Source organism: Paenibacillus sp. LS-5, from assembly GCF_056121505.1.
Genome location: NZ_JBWAVA010000001.1, coordinates 74,190 through 90,395 on the forward strand (window position 1 = coordinate 74,190; position 16,206 = coordinate 90,395).

A 16,206-nucleotide genomic window follows, 5' to 3' on the forward strand; every position below is an offset into this window, starting at 1 on the left:
ATCATAGAATTGATTAGGCATGAAGTTAGGAAGGGGAATTCTCATTGAGTAAGCGTTCTATAAACGGAACAGATTTTACCGCAATGGTACTCGCCGGAGCGGAGAAGCTGCAGCAGCATGCAGAGCACGTCAATTCCCTGAATGTATTTCCTGTACCTGATGGAGATACGGGAACCAACATGAATTTGACGATGACTGCAGGCGTGAACGAATTGAAGAAAAATCATACCGCCTCTGTTGGCCAATGTGCAGGAGTATTGTCTAAGGGTCTCTTAATGGGCGCGAGGGGAAATTCCGGCGTTATTTTGTCACAGCTGTTCAGAGGTCTTGGACGGTACGCTGCCCAATACGAAGAATTGAACACGCAGCAGTTCGCAGCAGCGCTGCAGACCGGAGTGGATACAGCCTACAAAGCGGTGGTCAAACCGGTAGAGGGAACGATACTTACAGTTGCCAAGGAAGCTGCAAGACATGCCGGCTACTATGCACGGCGCACAACGGATGTAATAGAACTGATGACTGAGGTCCTGGCCAAAGCCAAAGAAGCGTTAGCCAATACTCCAGAACTTTTGCCTGTGCTGAAACAGGTAGGGGTAGTTGATTCCGGGGGGCAAGGCTTGGTATATATTTACGAAGGATTTCTTGAACATTTGACGGGCCATGGAAGCACGGCAGTTCCCGTTACTGTGCAAGGACAAGCCCCCGCTCCTGCAGCGGCCCCAGCCCCAGTGCTGACCAAACATGAGAACGTATTGTCCTCCGTGCAGTCCTCCGCTCAATCCCGGCTGTCTACGGAAGACATTGAATTTTTATACGATATGGAGTTTTTTATCAACCGTTTGCTTGGCAATTCGGTGAAAACGCACTTTGATGAAGAGGCATTCCGCAGAGCACTATCAGTTAATGGTGATTCGATTATCGTCATTTCGGATGATGAGACCATCAAGGTACATGTTCATTCCAAGACTCCGGGAGAGGTACTGAATCTGGCGCTTCAATATGGTGAGATCACACAAATCCATATCCTCAACATGCGCGAGCAGCATCGTGATCTTCTGACTGCAGGAATGGATATTGCGCCTATGCCTGAGGTATTTGCAGATATTCCTAAGGAAGTGAGCAGTGTACAGGCTCCAGCTGTTCCTCCTGCGGATGATATGGCTCAGTACGGATTCATTGCCGTTTCTTCGGGTGAAGGCATCTCTGATATTTTCAGAAGCCTGGGGGTGGATGCTATTCTGTCCGGCGGGCAGACGATGAATCCGAGTACCGAAGATTTCGTTAACGCGATCTCATCCATTTCGGCGAAGCATATTTACATCTTGCCAAATAACTCGAACATTGTGCTTGCCGCCCAGCAGGCCAAGGAATTGCTTGAAGGAGAACGGGAAATCACCGTTATTCCAAGCAAAAGCATCCCGCAGGGGATAGCCGCTGCCTTTGCCTTCCAGGAGGAGGACACGGTAGACTCGAATACAAGCAATATGCTGGAAGCTATCACTCAAGTGAAATCGGGGCAAATTACCAATGCCGTCCGTGATACGGTTATCGAGGAGCTGGAGATCAAATCGGGGCAATATATCGGAATTTCCAATTCGAAGATTGTATCCGCTGCCGATGATCTGCTGGTTGCAAGTCAGGCGCTGCTCACAAGCATGCTTGTGAATGGTGATGAGATTGTCACTATTCTGACAGGTGCTGAATCCGAGGAAAAGGTTACCGAAACACTCAAGAGCTGGCTTGAACAGGCTTACCCGCAGGTTGAAGTTGAGGTTCATGAAGGCGGCCAGCCGCTGTATTATTACCTTTTCTCTGTCGAACCGTAGGCTTCATTTACTCCTTATATAGTCTTAAGCAGAATCAGCATGGTGTCCTTTATCAGGTCTGCCATTCTGTCTGCCACATCATAGTTTGGGGAGGAAATCCATGAATCGTACTGTGATCGTCACCGACAGCACTTCCGATATCCCGCCGTCCATGGCGGAAGCGTATGGTATTGAGGTTGTTCCTTTGACTCTGATGTTTGGCGAGGAGGCATTCCGGGATAATGTGGACATGACGCCGGAGCAATTCTATGAACGTCTTCCCCGTTCAACGCAGCTTCCGACCACTTCTCAGCCATCACCGGCTGAATATATGGATGTCTACCGGGGGATTCAGGAACGTGTACCGGGTTGCCGAATTCTATCTTTTCACATTTCCTCAGGTCTTAGCGGTACGTATCAATCGGCTGTTCTGGCTAAATCCATGCTGGAAGAGGAAGGTGAATCAATTACTGTAATTGATTCACTCTCCGCTTCCTATGGATTCGGCTTTATGGTTATCGAGGCAGCGAGGCTGGCGGCAGTGGGGCATAGCCCAGAAGATATTTTGACTAAAGTGGAGAGTCTTCGTCAATCCCGCAAGCTGTACTTTCTCGTCGATACCTTGGAATACCTGCAAAAAGGCGGAAGAATCGGCAAAGCCTCCGCGTTTCTGGGGACTCTGCTTAACATCAAACCGATCCTTTCTATTGATGCAGAAGGAATTATCTACGCGGTTGAGAAGGTTAGAGGACGTAAAAAGGCAGTAGCCCACATGATCGAGCTGTTCAAAAATGAACTGCCGGGTGTGGACAAAATCAACGTGGCCGTGGGTCATACGGCTGAACCGGCTTCCGGCGAAGAGTTCCTTAGGGAATTGGCCGGACACTTCACCCTGGAAGAGAAAGTGCTGACCAATGTGGGCCCGGTTGTGGGGAGCCATGTTGGCAACGGTACCTTAGCCGTTTTCATCTGGCCTGCGTAAATAGGGGATGAATATGGGACTATCTTTGGATTCAATCGAAGTGAAACAAATAAATGGCGTGAGCGCTCAAAAGCAAAATGAGCTTCACGCCTTTGGCGTCTTTACAGTGAAGGATTTGCTGGAGTATTATCCATTCCGCTATGATGATTTCAGCCCCCGCTCACTGAGTGAGATCAAACACGGTGATAAGGCTACGCTTGTCGCGAAGGTTATCGGTATACCTGTCCTGCAGCGTTTTGGGGGTAAATCCCGACTGAGCTGCAAAATGGTAGCAGAGCCTTGGATGTTCACAGCTACATGGTTCAACCAGCATTATGTACGTGAGCAGCTGACCGTGGGGCGTGAAATTGTAATAACCGGCAAATGGGATCAGAAACGTAACGCCATCACTGTTACGGATTATGAATTTACTGATCGGGGAGAAGGCAAAATCGGCACCCTGCAGCCGGTCTATTCTGTAGGGGGCAAGATAACACAGTCCTGGATACGCAAAATGATTCATCAGGGCCTGCAGCAGTATGGTGAGCTGATTCCGGAAATTCTTCCGCAGATGATTATACGTAAATATGATTTTATGTCCCGCAAACGGGCTATTGCCACCATCCATCGGCCTGAAGATACGCGGGAAGGCCAGCAGGGGCGGCGGCGGATGGTATATGAAGAACTGTTTCTGTTCCAGCTTAAGGTACAGGCTTTCCGGGTGCTAAACCGCGGCAGAATGGATGGAGTGGTGCATACGGTAGACAATGCCACGGTCCGGCAGTTTGTCCGCAGCCTGCCTTTTGAACTGACCGATGCTCAGAAGCACGTGGAGCTGGAAATCCTGCAGGACATGCGTTCTCCGCATTGCATGAATCGTCTTTTACAAGGGGATGTGGGTTCCGGTAAAACAGTACTCGCAGCAATTGCCCTGTATGCCACAGTGAAATCCGGATTTCAGGGAGCGCTGATGGTACCTACTGAGATTCTTGCAGAGCAGCATATGCGTTCACTCACTAAGATGTTTGAGCCATTTGGGATTACGGTCGGTCTCTTGACAGGAAGCGTCACCGGACGCAAACGGAAGGATCTGTTAGCCTCCCTGCAAATGGGAATGCTCGATATTGTGGTGGGTACGCATGCCTTGATTCAGGAGGATGTTTTTTTTCGGGGTCTGGGGATGGTGGTCACGGACGAGCAGCATCGTTTTGGCGTTAACCAACGCAGTATTTTGCGACGCAAGGGCTACAATCCGGATGTGTTGACCATGACGGCAACGCCTATACCACGTACGCTTGCGATTACGGTCTTCGGAGATATGGACGTGTCCACACTTTCTGAGCGGCCTAAGGGACGTGTACCGATCACAACCTATTGGGTAAAACCGGACTTGATGGAGAGGGTGCTGAAGCTGATCAGCCGTGAGATCGATCAGGGCAGACAAGCCTATCTAATCTGTCCGCTCATTGAGGAATCGGAAAAGCTGGATGTGCAGAACGCGATTGACCTGCATATTCAAATGTCGCAGTCTTTTCCCAATTACAAGGTAGGGCTGCTGCATGGACGGATGACACCTGGGGAAAAGGACGAAATCATGCGTGCTTTTTATAGTAATGAGGTTCAACTGCTGGTCTCCACAACGGTGGTAGAGGTTGGTGTCGATGTTCCTAATGCTACTCTGATGATCATTATGGATGCAGACCGCTTTGGACTGTCCCAGCTGCATCAGTTACGCGGACGGGTAGGACGGGGCCAGCACGCCTCCTTCTGTGTGCTTGTAGCTGATCCCAAATCAGAGATAGGGCGTGAGCGCATGACGGCAATGACCGATACAGACGATGGATTTGAGGTGTCGCGAAGGGATCTGGAGCTGCGGGGCCCGGGGGATTTCTTTGGGACTAAGCAGAGCGGGCTTCCGGAGTTCAGGCTGGCCGACATGACTGCCGATTTTGATGTGCTGGAGCAAGCCAGAGATGATGCTGCAGGATTGCTGAAAGAAACTGACTTCTGGACCTCTACTGACTATGCGCCGCTGCGGAGCTATTTGCAGAATGAGCAGATTTTTCAAGGGGACTTAATCGATTAATTAATTAGGCACATGTGCCAGCTCTCCCTCATATACTGTGAATGGTTGGAATATGACAGGAGGTGCTGCGCGTGGGCTATCAGCAATTTGGAATCAGTCCCCAGCTGGTGGATCGCATCAAGCTGAAGATGAAAAATCCGGCTGTTAAAGAACGTATTAAGAATATGATCAACGGAGTCTCCAAGCAGGAGCTTCAGGATCCTGCGGTGGTGCGCAGACTGGTGCGAAATGCCTCGGGGGTACTGGGTGAGAAGCTGACCTCAACGCAGGAAGAGCAAATTGTTAAATTTGTTATTGCGCAGAAGATTGACCCTAATAATACTTTTCATTTGATCCGGTTATGGGGAATGTTCCGGTAGTAATATGCAAACTTAGGATGACCCGGCCGGCCGCAAAAAATGCAAGGAGAGTCTGTACTTCGGCTACCCGGAGTCCTGATCCCCTTGCATTTTTACGTAATGGTGCGTTGCCGGTTTAAAGAACTCTTTGCATGTGTAGCATGACATTACTCCAGTAGCCAGTATCCAGATCACTGATCTGGACACCCGGATCACCCCAGGTATGAATGAATTTGCCGTTTCCGATGTATATGCCCACATGTCCCGGAACCGCATCACTCTCAAAACGTCCCGGGACTGTAAAGAAGATCAGGTCGCCAACCTCCAGTTCACTGCGGCTTACCCGTCTGCCCCGATTATCCTGGTCTTTGGCTAAACGGGGGAGGTCTACACCAAATTTCTTATAGACATGGCGAGTGAATGAGGAACAGTCGAACCGCTTGGTTTCCTCGTATGGTCCAGCGCCGAAGTCATACGGCACGCCGAGGAACCTTTTGGCATAGGCAACCAGTTCTCTGCTGTCTGCAGTGGACAGACTTTGGATACGCAGAGTATTGGCTGATTCGGGTCTGCCAGTCTGTTCAGCACGCTCCTTATCGGCGGGAGAAGCGACGTTGATCTCACCGGTACGGGAGTTCCAGCCGACTTCGGTCTGCAATAATTTAGACAGTGAAGTAGGAGTGATATAAATTTGACCGTTTCGACGTATCGGAGCATCCGGCAATTTTATTTTTTCGCCCAAGGAGAATACTTGTGTTGAATTCGGATGAAGCATGTACATTACATCGGTATAGCCGATTTTGGCATAGCCCCCGCTGGCGGTATCATCCTTCATCCGGTAACCGATAGAAGCGGCTGCCGGTTTCAGAGGGATCCAGTATTTACCTTGTTTATCGGTGAACGAAGCTTTTTCATAATAGCTGCCTGAAAGTGATCCGGCAGGCGTGACTGCATTGACCTTTGGCTTCTGATCGCTTGTGCCGTAGCTGCAAGCACTATTTGCTATAATTGCTGCAGTCAACAAAGCGGTGACAGTGATGGATTTTACAGATCGGTTTGTTGTCATAAGGGCACGCTCCATATTCAAACTGTAGTATAAGTTTGCACAGTGAGCCCTATTTTATGTAGGAAGAGAAGAAGACAAGCGCTGTAAAGATCACCCAGATAAATTAGATGGAATCCAATATTGTGCGTTTATTGTAAAAAGTGGTCCTGTCATAAGTGATTGACGGAAAATGAACCTTTATATAAGATAAGCATATTATATTTACTTTTTAGTTACGGGCTTCGTGGCTGATTTTGCTTTAATGCTTTTAAAGATGAAAGTGTTACTGCTGAGACGCTACCCTTGAAGCACGCGCTGATTCGTAAAAAGAAGAGGGGTTTATACGATGAAAACAAAGAAAATATGGCTAGGTTTAAGTCTAAGCGCATTGCTGGCGGTTACTGCCTGTGGTTCCAACAATAACAATGCTGCGGATTCAGGAAAAGCTGATTCCGGGAGCGCGGATTCCAAAACTTACAAAATAGCTATCTCACAATATGTCGAGCACCCTTCTTTGGATGCTACACGGGAAGGGTTCCTCGCCGCTCTGAAGGACGCTGGATTGGTGGAAGGCGAGAATCTGAAGGTGGATCTGGAGAACGCCCAGGCAGACTCATCCAATAATCTGTCTATCGCCCAGAAGATAGCGGCTGACAAGAATGACCTTGTGCTGGGAATCGCCACACCTTCGGCTCAGGCCGTTGTTCAGGCAGAGGGCAAGGATACACCGATTCTGTTCGCGGCGGTCACAGACCCGCTGGATGCCAAGATCGTAACCGATCTGGATCATCCCGGCGGCAATGTATCCGGGGCTTCGGATACCAACCCTGAGTCGATCACACGCCTGATGACATTTATCGCCGAACAGTTCCCGAAGGTCAAAAAACTCGGCCTTATTATCAATGAGGGTGAACCGAATGCTGTCGTAATGGCTGATATTGCCAAAAAAGAGCTGGACAAGCATGGCATCGAGCTGGTTAAAGCTGCGATTACTAACACCTCTGAAGTGAAGCAGGCAGCAGAATCACTTGTTGGCCGTGTGGATGCCTTGTACATCACTCTCGATAACTCGGTAGTAAGCGCTGTGGATACGATCATTCAGACTGCTAATGACAACAAAATTCCGTTTTTCTCCGCTGACCGGGATACGGTAGAAAAAGGGGCTTTTGCAACCGTCGGGTTCAAATACTATGATCATGGCTACCAAGTAGGCCAAATGGCTGTGGAAGTGTTGAAGAACGGCAAGAATCCGGGGGACATGAAGGTGACCATGCAGGAGAAGCTGGACCTGATTATGAATCTCAAAGCTGCGGCGGCGCAGGGGATTGAAGTGACAGATGCTATGAAAGCTGAAGTTGCTGATCCGACTAATAATATTATTCAATAATTATGACAACAATGGGGGGAATCCGAAAGGAGCGCCCCTTGCCGCTTGAAGGAGGAAGTCAGCAATGGTTGATTCAATAATTGGAGCCGTGGAAATGGGCTTGTTATATGCTTTTATGGCTTTAGGAGTATATATTACATTTCGTATTCTTGATTTTCCTGATTTGACTGTGGATGGAAGCTTCACTACAGGTGGAGCAATTGCCGCGGTTATGATTACGCACGGCTATTCGCCGTGGCTGGCCACAATATGTGCACTTGGCGGAGGAATGGCAGCGGGAATGTGTACAGGACTTCTGCATACCAAGGGGAAGATTAATGGCCTGCTGTCCGGTATTTTGATGATGATCGCATTGTATTCCATTAATTTGCGGATTCTGGATAAGCCTAACGTCTCAATCATGGGCGAAGATTCTTTATTTACCTCTATTAACCCTCTACTGGTAATGCCCATTGTGATGATTGCCGTCAAAATTCTGATGGATCTGTTTCTGCGTACCGACCTTGGGCTTGCTCTTCGGGCTACTGGCGATAATTCCAGAATGATCCGAAGCTTCGGAGTGAATACGGATACCACTACTATCCTCGGCATCAGTCTGGCAAATGGAATGGTGGCGCTCTCGGGTGCGCTGGTCGCCCAATATTCAGCTTTTGCTGATTCTACTATGGGGATAGGAATGATCGTGATTGGTCTGGCTTCGGTCATTATAGGTGAGGCCATCTTTGGAGCGGGAAATGTGTTCCGGGCAACGCTGGCAGTCATACTGGGTTCCATCGTCTATCGCATAGTTGTTGCGCTGGCGCTACGGGTTCCTTGGCTCAAGGCATCGGACCTAAAGCTGATCACTGCAATCATTGTCATTATTGCACTCGTATTCCCTTCGGTTCAGCGTTTCATGAAGCAGAAGAGAATGGCGCGCAGACGTAGTGTGGAGCTGGTGCAAGAAGCGCTGAACAACAAGAAAGGGGGCGCAGCCGATGTTAAAGCTTAATCGTGTATCCAAGCTATTCAATCCGGGTACACCGGATGAAAAAATTGCGCTCCTCGGTATTGACCTTGAGCTTCGAAGCGGAGACTTTGTGACCGTCATCGGCAGCAACGGTGCTGGCAAGTCCACTCTGATGAATGTCATCTCCGGTGTGATGAAACCGGATCTTGGGGAAGTACACATTGAAGGGAGCCCGATCAGCTCCCTGGCCGAGTTCCAGCGGGCCCGCTGGATTGGCCGGGTTTTTCAGGACCCTATGGCGGGTACAGCACCTCACATGACGATCGAAGAGAATCTGGCTATGGCTTACAAAAGAGGTCAGAGCCGTCGTATGTCTCTCGGTGTGTCTGCTGCACGCCGGACCCTTTTCCGTGAGCAGCTAAGCCGGCTTGGTATTGGTCTGGAGAACCGGCTAAGAGCCAAGGTAGGACTGCTCTCCGGCGGGGAGCGCCAGGCTCTGAGTCTGCTCATGGCGACCTTCACGAATCCGCAGATTCTGCTTCTGGACGAGCATACGGCTGCACTGGACCCCGCCCGAGCGGAGCTGATCACCGGGCTCACGGAGTCTATTGTCCGCGAGTTGAAGCTGACGACACTTATGGTTACCCATAATATGGAACAGGCCATACGTCTGGGCAACCGGCTGATCATGATGGACAAAGGAAGCATCATACTGGATATTAATGAGGACCGCAAGCAGGATCTGACGGTCGAGCGGTTGCTTGGTGAATTTGAGGCCATCAGCGGACATAAGCTGGCGGATGACCGGATGATGTTGGGTTAGATGCCAATAGGCAAAAGCAAACAAACTTGGATTTCAGTCAAATGTGACTGATATTCAAGTTTTTTTGGTTTATATTTCCATGGCAGGCGCTTTCGATTATTATATAATGAAGTACATATTTTACAACAGAATGAGAAAGCAGAGGGAGAGACATGATGTTGCATAGAAATAAGAGCGCTTTCAAGAATTCAGGAATTTTTAGCAAGATGATCATGCTGATTTCGTTTTTACTACTACTGTCGTTCTTGTTCTCTCTGATCTTCCTCCAATATGTCTATCGAATTTATGACCATCAAATTTACGAAAAAGCCTCAGAGGTGCTGGGTATGTCGTCGATCAGCATTGAGAACGAGCTGAAAGAACTGGAGCAGCTATCCTTCACTGTTGTATCAGATGAACAGATTCAAAACTGTCTGCGCCAATTATTGGACAATCCTTCACCGTATCAGCGTCAGCTGCTCCACAACAAGATCATCAACCGGCTCGTGGCTTTTGCGGGTGCGGAGAAATATGTGTATTCGATGATGATATTGGATGCGAACGACGGAGTGATGACTGCGGGGAACAGGGAAGGACTGTCACAAGATCTGCAGGACCGGCTTAAACCGCTCGCGATCGAAGGTGCAGGCAGTAATGTATGGTACACCCAGGGAAGCAAAAATTCACTTCTGGCCATTCGACAAATCAAATCGTACACCGGGTCTACCTTCACACTGGACCATTTGGGAACCCTTGTCATCCGTATCCGCGTCGAACGCATTATTGCGGACAGCACCAGCACAGCGGAGGATGGCAGCCAGGTCATTGTAATGGATAAAGGTACCGGAGAGTCGATTTACCCGGTTAATCCGTTCCTTCTACCGCAAGAACTGACTGAGGAAGTACGTCGCCAGGAATCCTACAGAACCGTTAGCTACAGCAAGGGCACGTATTTTGTAGCCAAGACGAATTCTTCTTATATGGACTGGACCTACATTAATGCTACACCGTTCAATGAAATGTTCAGACAGATCACCTTTGTCAAAAGACTAGTGGTAGTCATCTTCGGTTGTATCCTCCTGCTGGGGCTGCTGCTGGGATACCGGCTGGCACGGAGCATTGCGCGGCCTATCTCCAAGCTGACACAAAAGATGCGGCGGATTGAGAAGGGCGACCTGGATAATCTTGAGGAGCAGGCGTTAGGGTTTGTCTCGCAAACTGCGCAGGATGAAGTAAGTCAATTGAACCGGACTTTCCAGATGATGATCCGGCGGATCCGGGAGCTGATCGACGAGAATTATGCCAAGCAGCTGGTGATTCGGGAGACAGAATTGAAAGCGCTCCAAGCCCAGATTAATCCACACTTTTTGTATAATACGCTGGAATCCATCAATTGGCTGGCAAAGGTCAACAAGCAGAAGCAAATTTCTGAAATGGTTGAGGCACTGGGATTTCTGCTCCGTAGTTCTATCGGCCTTAAAGACCCGCTGATCTCCCTGGAAAAGGAGCTGAATATCGTCCGAAGCTATATAACGATTCAGCGCACAAGGTTTGAGGAACGTCTGGATTTCAGGATGGATGTTCCTGAGGATCTGCTGGATGCGCTGATTCCCAAGCTCACGCTGCAGCCATTGGTAGAAAATGCGATCCGGTATGCGCTTGAGCCAAATATTGAGCCGTGTATTATTTCGATTATCATCAACAAGACGGAAAGCGGACTGGATCTGATGGTCAGTGACAACGGTCCGGGAATGACGGCTGAATTCATCCGTGAACTGCAGCAGGGCAACATTCAGACACGTGGCGAAGGGATCGGGCTGGCTAATATAACAGAGCGAATTCAGATTGTTTTTGGGCAGGAATGGGGAACGGACATTGAGAGTGAACCGGGAGAAGGCACTACGATTCATGTGCATATCCCGTATTGGAGAGGAGAAGTAAGACATGTACAAATTGCTGCTGGTAGATGATGAACGCCTAATTCTGGAGGGGATATCCCAAGTGGTGGAATGGGGGCTTGCAGGGACCGAGCTGGTGGGAACGGCGCGCAACGGTCTTGAAGCGCTGGAACAAATTGAGCTGCTGGAACCGGACATTGTAATCACTGATATTTCCATGCCGGGGCTGGATGGACTTGGGCTTGTAGACCGCTGCAGCGGCAAGTATTCCGGGATAAAGTTCATCATGCTGACCGGCTATAAAGATTTTGATTATGCCCGCAGCGCCATGCAGCATGGAGTAAGGCATTACCTGCTGAAACCTTGCAATGAGCAGCAGATTCATGAAGCGCTGACGGAGCTTGTGCAGGAACTGGATGAGCAGAGCCGCCGTGAGCAATTTGTTACCGAGATGAAACAACGCCTCACCAAGGTGCTGCCGCATGTCAAAACACAATTTCTAAAGGAATGGATTTCCAATAAGATGTATGGCAGCCATGACCTGGATTATTACCAGGAGCTGTTCGGCATTGAGCTGGGCAGCAAAAACGTCCGGCTTATTCTTTTCAGGCTGGAGGATTCCTTTGAGTATGAGCATTTGTTCGCCCTGCAAAATATCGCCCAAGATATGCTATGTGAGGTACTTCTCAGCACAAATATCGGATCACAACTTCTGATTCTCCTGGAGCAGCCGGAAGAAGCAGTCCCTCAGCAACATCTGCTTGAGCGGATTTCAAGTGTGAAGGAGGTATTTTTTAACTTTTATAAAATCCATGTCACGACCGCTGTCAGCGACCAGGGAAGGATGAGTGAGTCGCGCAGTCTGTTCAGGCAGACGCTGCAGTGCATGAGTCACCGCTTTTATCTGGAAGAAGGCAGTCTGATCACTGGCAGCGATATTCCCGAGGATGAGCTTAGCGGCCTTGGCGAAATAGATCTGCAAGAGGAGCAGATCTGTCTCCTGATCAAAGCCGGGGATCAAAATGCAGTGGTGAACGAGCTGGACCGCTTATTCAGCGTACTTGCAGACCAGCGCTATGATATGAATGTAACACGTTCTTATGTGCTCCAGCTGTATTCGGCTATGATCCGGTTATGCGTTCCCGACGAGCGCAGCAGCTTTACTTCCGGGCTGGCAGAGCTGGCAGAGCTGGGTACGCTGGGCAATCTCAAAGGTTTTGTTATGAGGGCGGCAGAAAGACTTACTGGAATGTATGACCGCCATTTTGTGACCCGACAATCGTCCATTGTAGATAAAATGCTCCGGATCATCGAGGCGGATTATCAGAACTCGGAGCTGTCGCTCGGTTCGGTGGCTGCAGAGATGCTATATATGAATCCGGACTATCTCGGCAAAATATTCAAAAAAGTGACCGGCGAGAAGTTCTCGAATTATGTCACTAATTATCGGATCGGCAAGGCCTCTGAGCATATTACCCGCAGCGGTGATGTGAAGGTATTTGAGCTTGCAGAACTGTACGGATTTGGCGGCAACGCGCAGTATTTCAGTCAGGTGTTCAAGAAGGTAACCGGGATGACGCCGACTGACTTTATGAGCCTCAGTGATTGATTGAACACTTGGACCTGATTATTGAACAAAGATGACGGTTTTTTGTATTCAAGAAAGCGGCGAAATTTGAGAAAATCTATTCATGGAAGCGTTACCAGAATAACTGGACTTCCTACTCATTTCACTAAAAGGGGAGATATCCAATTGAAAAAGAGATTCGCATTAATGGCTGTTCCGATGCTGCTGTCTATACTGGCAGGATGCGGCGGCAACAATAGCAATAACGCCGCCAAGGATGCAGCTGCCACAAACGCAGCAGGCAACCAGCCAGCCGCAGCAACGGCCGCCAGCTCGTCAGATCCCGTAACCCTGCGGATTGCCTGGTGGGGCAGCGATACGCGTCATTCGTATACCCAACAGGTCATTGATATGTATGAAGCCCAGAATCCTAATGTGAAGATCGAACCGGAATATGCATCTTTTGATGATTACTGGAAAAAGCTTGCTCCCCAAGCTGCAGCTAACCGCCTCCCTGATATCGTACAAATGGATGTTTCTTATATTAATCAATACGGCACCAACGGACAGCTGGAGGATCTGACGCCTTATCTGAACAAAACGATTCAGGTGGGTGATGTGAATGAAAATGTCCTCTCTACCGGTGTTATCGACAGCAAACAATATGGTATTCCGCTGGGAGTTAACGTACTCGGGTTCCAGTATGATCCTGCGTTGCTGAAGAAAGCCGGTGTAGATTCGATTCCAGAGAACTGGACGTGGGATCAATACAAAGAAATTGCCATGAAAGCCAAGGATGCCGGACTCTTCATGGACTCCTCGATGGCCGCGGATATTTTCTTCAACTACTATCTGCGTACTAAAGGCCTGTCACTCTATAATTCAGAAGGCTCTGCTCTCGGGTATGATGACGATGCGCTGTTCACTGACTTTTTCGGGATGACATCTGATCTGATTGCCAAAGGGGCAGTACCGTCGCAAGATAAGCTGAGTCAGAATAAAGGCGTTATCGAAGAATCTGACATCGTCAAAGGAACTGGAATCGGTATGTGGCAGTGGTCCAACCAATATGTCGCGCTGCAAATCGCGGTGAACCGTCCGATGGAACTGGCCCCGATGCCGGGTCCAGATATGGAGAAAGGTCTGTATATGCAGCCGAGCATGTACTGGTCGATCACATCGAACTCCAAAGCCAAAGAAGAAGCAGCCAAGTTCATTGATTTCTGGACGAATAATGCTGAGGCGAACAAGCTGATCAAGGGCGAACGCGGCGTACCGATTTCGAGTAAAATCAAGGAATCGCTTGCTACAGAATTAACAGATTCCGGCAAACAGGTATTCAAATTCGTTGCTGATATGGAGCCCAAAACTTCACCGATGAGTCCTCCTGTAGGTTCACCTGAAGTGGTTGCCCTGCTGACTGACCTTGCAGAGCAGATGAACTTTGGCCAGATTACACCAGAAGCAGCTTCAACCCAGTTCCGCAAAGAAGCCAGCGAGATTCTTGCGAACCGCTAAAATGGTGATTGCCATACTGTGAATTTAACTGGATAGGAGTTGGAGAACATTGGGCTTAAGTAATCCCATTACCGTAAGTCCTGGCACTTATAGAGCGAAAAAATCGCTGGGTCAGCGGCTGCGCAAAAATTTGACGGGGTATGCCTTTATCAGTCCTTTCATTATCGGTTTCCTGTGTTTTACACTGGTGCCGATGGTCATATCACTGTATCTGTCTTTTACCAAATATAATCTGTTCGCTCCGCCGCGCTGGATAGGACTGGATAACTATGTCAAAATGTTCACCGGCGATCCGAAGTACTTGCATTCCCTTAAGGTTACGCTGCTGTATGTGTTCATCGGAGTGCCGCTTCGGCTGGGTTTCGCCTTGTTCGTAGCGATGATTCTGAATACAAAATCCAAGATGGTGGGAGCTTACCGTACGGTGTATTATCTGCCTTCTATCATCGGGGGAAGTGTAGCAGTCTCCATCATGTGGCGTAATATTTTTAGTGATACCGGTATTATCAACGGCATGCTTGGCTTCTTTGGTCTTGGACCGGTTAGCTGGTTTGGTAATCCGAATGCCGCACTGTTCATGCTGATTACTTTGTCAGTCTGGCAATTCGGCTCCTCCATGCTGATATTCCTGGCCGGGCTGAAGAATATCTCAGGTGAGATGTACGAAGCCGCGAGTGTGGACGGAGCGAGCTTTTTCCGTAAATTTTTCAAAATCACGCTGCCGCTGCTCAGCTCTGTCATCTTGTTCAACATGGTTATGCAGACGATCAGTGCATTCATGACCTTTGTTCCTGCCTACATCATCTCTAAAGGCGAGGGCGGCCCAATGGATGGCACGATGCTCTATTCCCTGTATTTGTTCCGTCAGGCCTTCATGTTCAACAACATGGGATATGCTTCGGCTATGGCTTGGGTGATGCTACTGCTGGTCGGCATTATGACAGGTATTCTGTTCAAGACCTCCAAATCATGGGTCTTCTACGAATCGGGAGGAGGAAAGTGAGTCATGGCGAAGAATAAAATCAAATGGCCGATCTATCACATCCTTATCGGCGGGCTCGCCATCATTATGCTCTACCCGATTCTATGGATGATCATGAGCTCCTTCAAGGAAAGCCGTATGGTTTTTGTTACGGCGAAGACTCTGCTTCCGCATCCCTGGGAATGGGGGAACTATGCTAAAGGCTGGGAAGGGGTAGCCGGTTATTCCTTCGGTGTCTTCATCAAAAATTCGTTTGTAATTGTTATCGTAGCTACAATTGGAGCAGTATTTTCCTCATCGTTGGTCGCTTTCGGCTTCGCCCGCAATAAATTTGTCGGTCATGGCCTTTGGTTCGGAATCATGATGATGACACTGATGTTGCCGGCTGATGTCGTGCTTGTACCGCAATATATTATTTATACCAAGCTGAACTGGCTGGACAGCATCCGCCCGATCGTAATTCCGCAGTTCTTCGGAGTTCCATTCTTCATCTTTCTGATGCTGCAGTTCATCCGCACCATTCCCGGTGAATTGGATGAAGCGGCAACCATCGACGGGTGCGGCAAGTTCAGACTGTATTACAAAATCATCCTTCCGTTGATCCGTCCTTCGATGGCAACAGCAGCAATCTTCTCCTTCTATTGGCGTTGGGAGGATCTGCTGGGACCTGTGCTATATCTGAATTCCCCGTCCAAGTATACCGTGTCTATGGGCCTCAAAATGTTCCTGGACAGTGAGTCCGTATCCAATTGGGGGCCAATGTTCGCCATGTCCGTATTGAGCCTGACACCGGTTATGCTGATCTTCTTCATCTTCCAGAAGCAGATCGTGGATGGCATCAGCACCAGCGGGCTCAAAGGCTAGATAT

At 49.0% G+C, this 16,206-nt stretch carries 13 protein-coding genes; 12 read left to right on the forward strand and 1 reads right to left on the reverse strand.

What is annotated here, in order from left to right:
* The first annotated feature begins 44 nt into the window (after window positions 1-44).
* The 4 genes from AC0MA3_RS00345 (at window position 45) to AC0MA3_RS00360 (ending at window position 5,211) form a co-directional block, all read left to right on the forward strand.
* Window positions 45-1,826, forward strand: a complete 1,782-nt coding sequence (locus tag AC0MA3_RS00345; protein ID WP_474654755.1) for a DAK2 domain-containing protein — start codon at window positions 45-47, stop codon at window positions 1,824-1,826.
* A 100-nt stretch (window positions 1,827-1,926) separates the two neighbouring features.
* Window positions 1,927-2,787 (forward strand): DegV family protein, encoded by an 861-nt coding sequence (locus tag AC0MA3_RS00350; protein WP_474654756.1) that lies wholly within the window; start codon window positions 1,927-1,929, stop codon window positions 2,785-2,787.
* A gap of 13 nt (window positions 2,788-2,800) precedes the next feature.
* Complete coding sequence (recG, locus tag AC0MA3_RS00355) at window positions 2,801-4,852, forward strand: ATP-dependent DNA helicase RecG (RefSeq protein WP_474654757.1); 2,052 nt, start codon at window positions 2,801-2,803, stop codon at window positions 4,850-4,852.
* A gap of 71 nt (window positions 4,853-4,923) precedes the next feature.
* Window positions 4,924-5,211 carry a stage VI sporulation protein F gene (locus AC0MA3_RS00360; RefSeq protein ID WP_474654758.1) on the forward strand — a complete coding sequence of 96 codons (288 nt, stop codon included), beginning with the start codon at window positions 4,924-4,926 and terminating at the stop codon, window positions 5,209-5,211.
* 115 nt (window positions 5,212-5,326) lie between these two features.
* Here AC0MA3_RS00360 and AC0MA3_RS00365 read toward each other — a convergent pair whose 3' ends face one another.
* Entirely contained in the window at window positions 5,327-6,256 is a 930-nt protein-coding gene (locus AC0MA3_RS00365; RefSeq protein ID WP_474654759.1) for a C40 family peptidase, read from the reverse strand.
* A gap of 325 nt (window positions 6,257-6,581) precedes the next feature.
* Between AC0MA3_RS00365 and AC0MA3_RS00370 the strand changes: the two genes are divergently transcribed.
* The 8 genes from AC0MA3_RS00370 (at window position 6,582) to AC0MA3_RS00405 (ending at window position 16,202) form a co-directional block, all read left to right on the forward strand.
* Window positions 6,582-7,622 carry an ABC transporter substrate-binding protein gene (locus AC0MA3_RS00370; protein WP_474654760.1) on the forward strand — a complete coding sequence of 347 codons (1,041 nt, stop codon included), beginning with the start codon at window positions 6,582-6,584 and terminating at the stop codon, window positions 7,620-7,622.
* A 64-nt stretch (window positions 7,623-7,686) separates the two neighbouring features.
* On the forward strand, window positions 7,687-8,613 hold the full coding sequence (locus tag AC0MA3_RS00375; RefSeq protein WP_474654761.1) for an ABC transporter permease: 927 nt from the start codon (window positions 7,687-7,689) through the stop codon (window positions 8,611-8,613).
* A complete protein-coding gene (locus AC0MA3_RS00380) occupies window positions 8,600-9,394 on the forward strand; it encodes an ABC transporter ATP-binding protein (RefSeq protein WP_379153182.1) in 795 nt (264 codons plus the stop codon). Before AC0MA3_RS00375 ends, AC0MA3_RS00380 begins: the two co-directional genes overlap by 14 nt.
* A gap of 155 nt (window positions 9,395-9,549) precedes the next feature.
* Window positions 9,550-11,343, forward strand: a complete 1,794-nt coding sequence (locus tag AC0MA3_RS00385) for a sensor histidine kinase (protein ID WP_474654762.1) — start codon at window positions 9,550-9,552, stop codon at window positions 11,341-11,343.
* Window positions 11,318-12,880, forward strand: a complete 1,563-nt coding sequence (locus AC0MA3_RS00390) for a response regulator transcription factor (RefSeq protein WP_474654763.1) — start codon at window positions 11,318-11,320, stop codon at window positions 12,878-12,880. Before AC0MA3_RS00385 ends, AC0MA3_RS00390 begins: the two co-directional genes overlap by 26 nt.
* Window positions 12,881-13,024: 144 nt before the next feature.
* Window positions 13,025-14,356: an ABC transporter substrate-binding protein gene (locus AC0MA3_RS00395; RefSeq protein ID WP_474654764.1), complete on the forward strand. Its 1,332-nt coding sequence runs from the start codon at window positions 13,025-13,027 to the stop codon at window positions 14,354-14,356.
* A 106-nt stretch (window positions 14,357-14,462) separates the two neighbouring features.
* Window positions 14,463-15,359, forward strand: coding sequence for a carbohydrate ABC transporter permease (locus AC0MA3_RS00400; RefSeq protein ID WP_379154183.1), 897 nt, complete (start codon window positions 14,463-14,465; stop codon window positions 15,357-15,359).
* Window positions 15,360-15,362: 3 nt separating this feature from the next.
* On the forward strand, window positions 15,363-16,202 hold the full coding sequence (locus tag AC0MA3_RS00405; RefSeq protein ID WP_379153173.1) for a carbohydrate ABC transporter permease: 840 nt from the start codon (window positions 15,363-15,365) through the stop codon (window positions 16,200-16,202).
* Window positions 16,203-16,206: the final 4 nt, after the last annotated feature.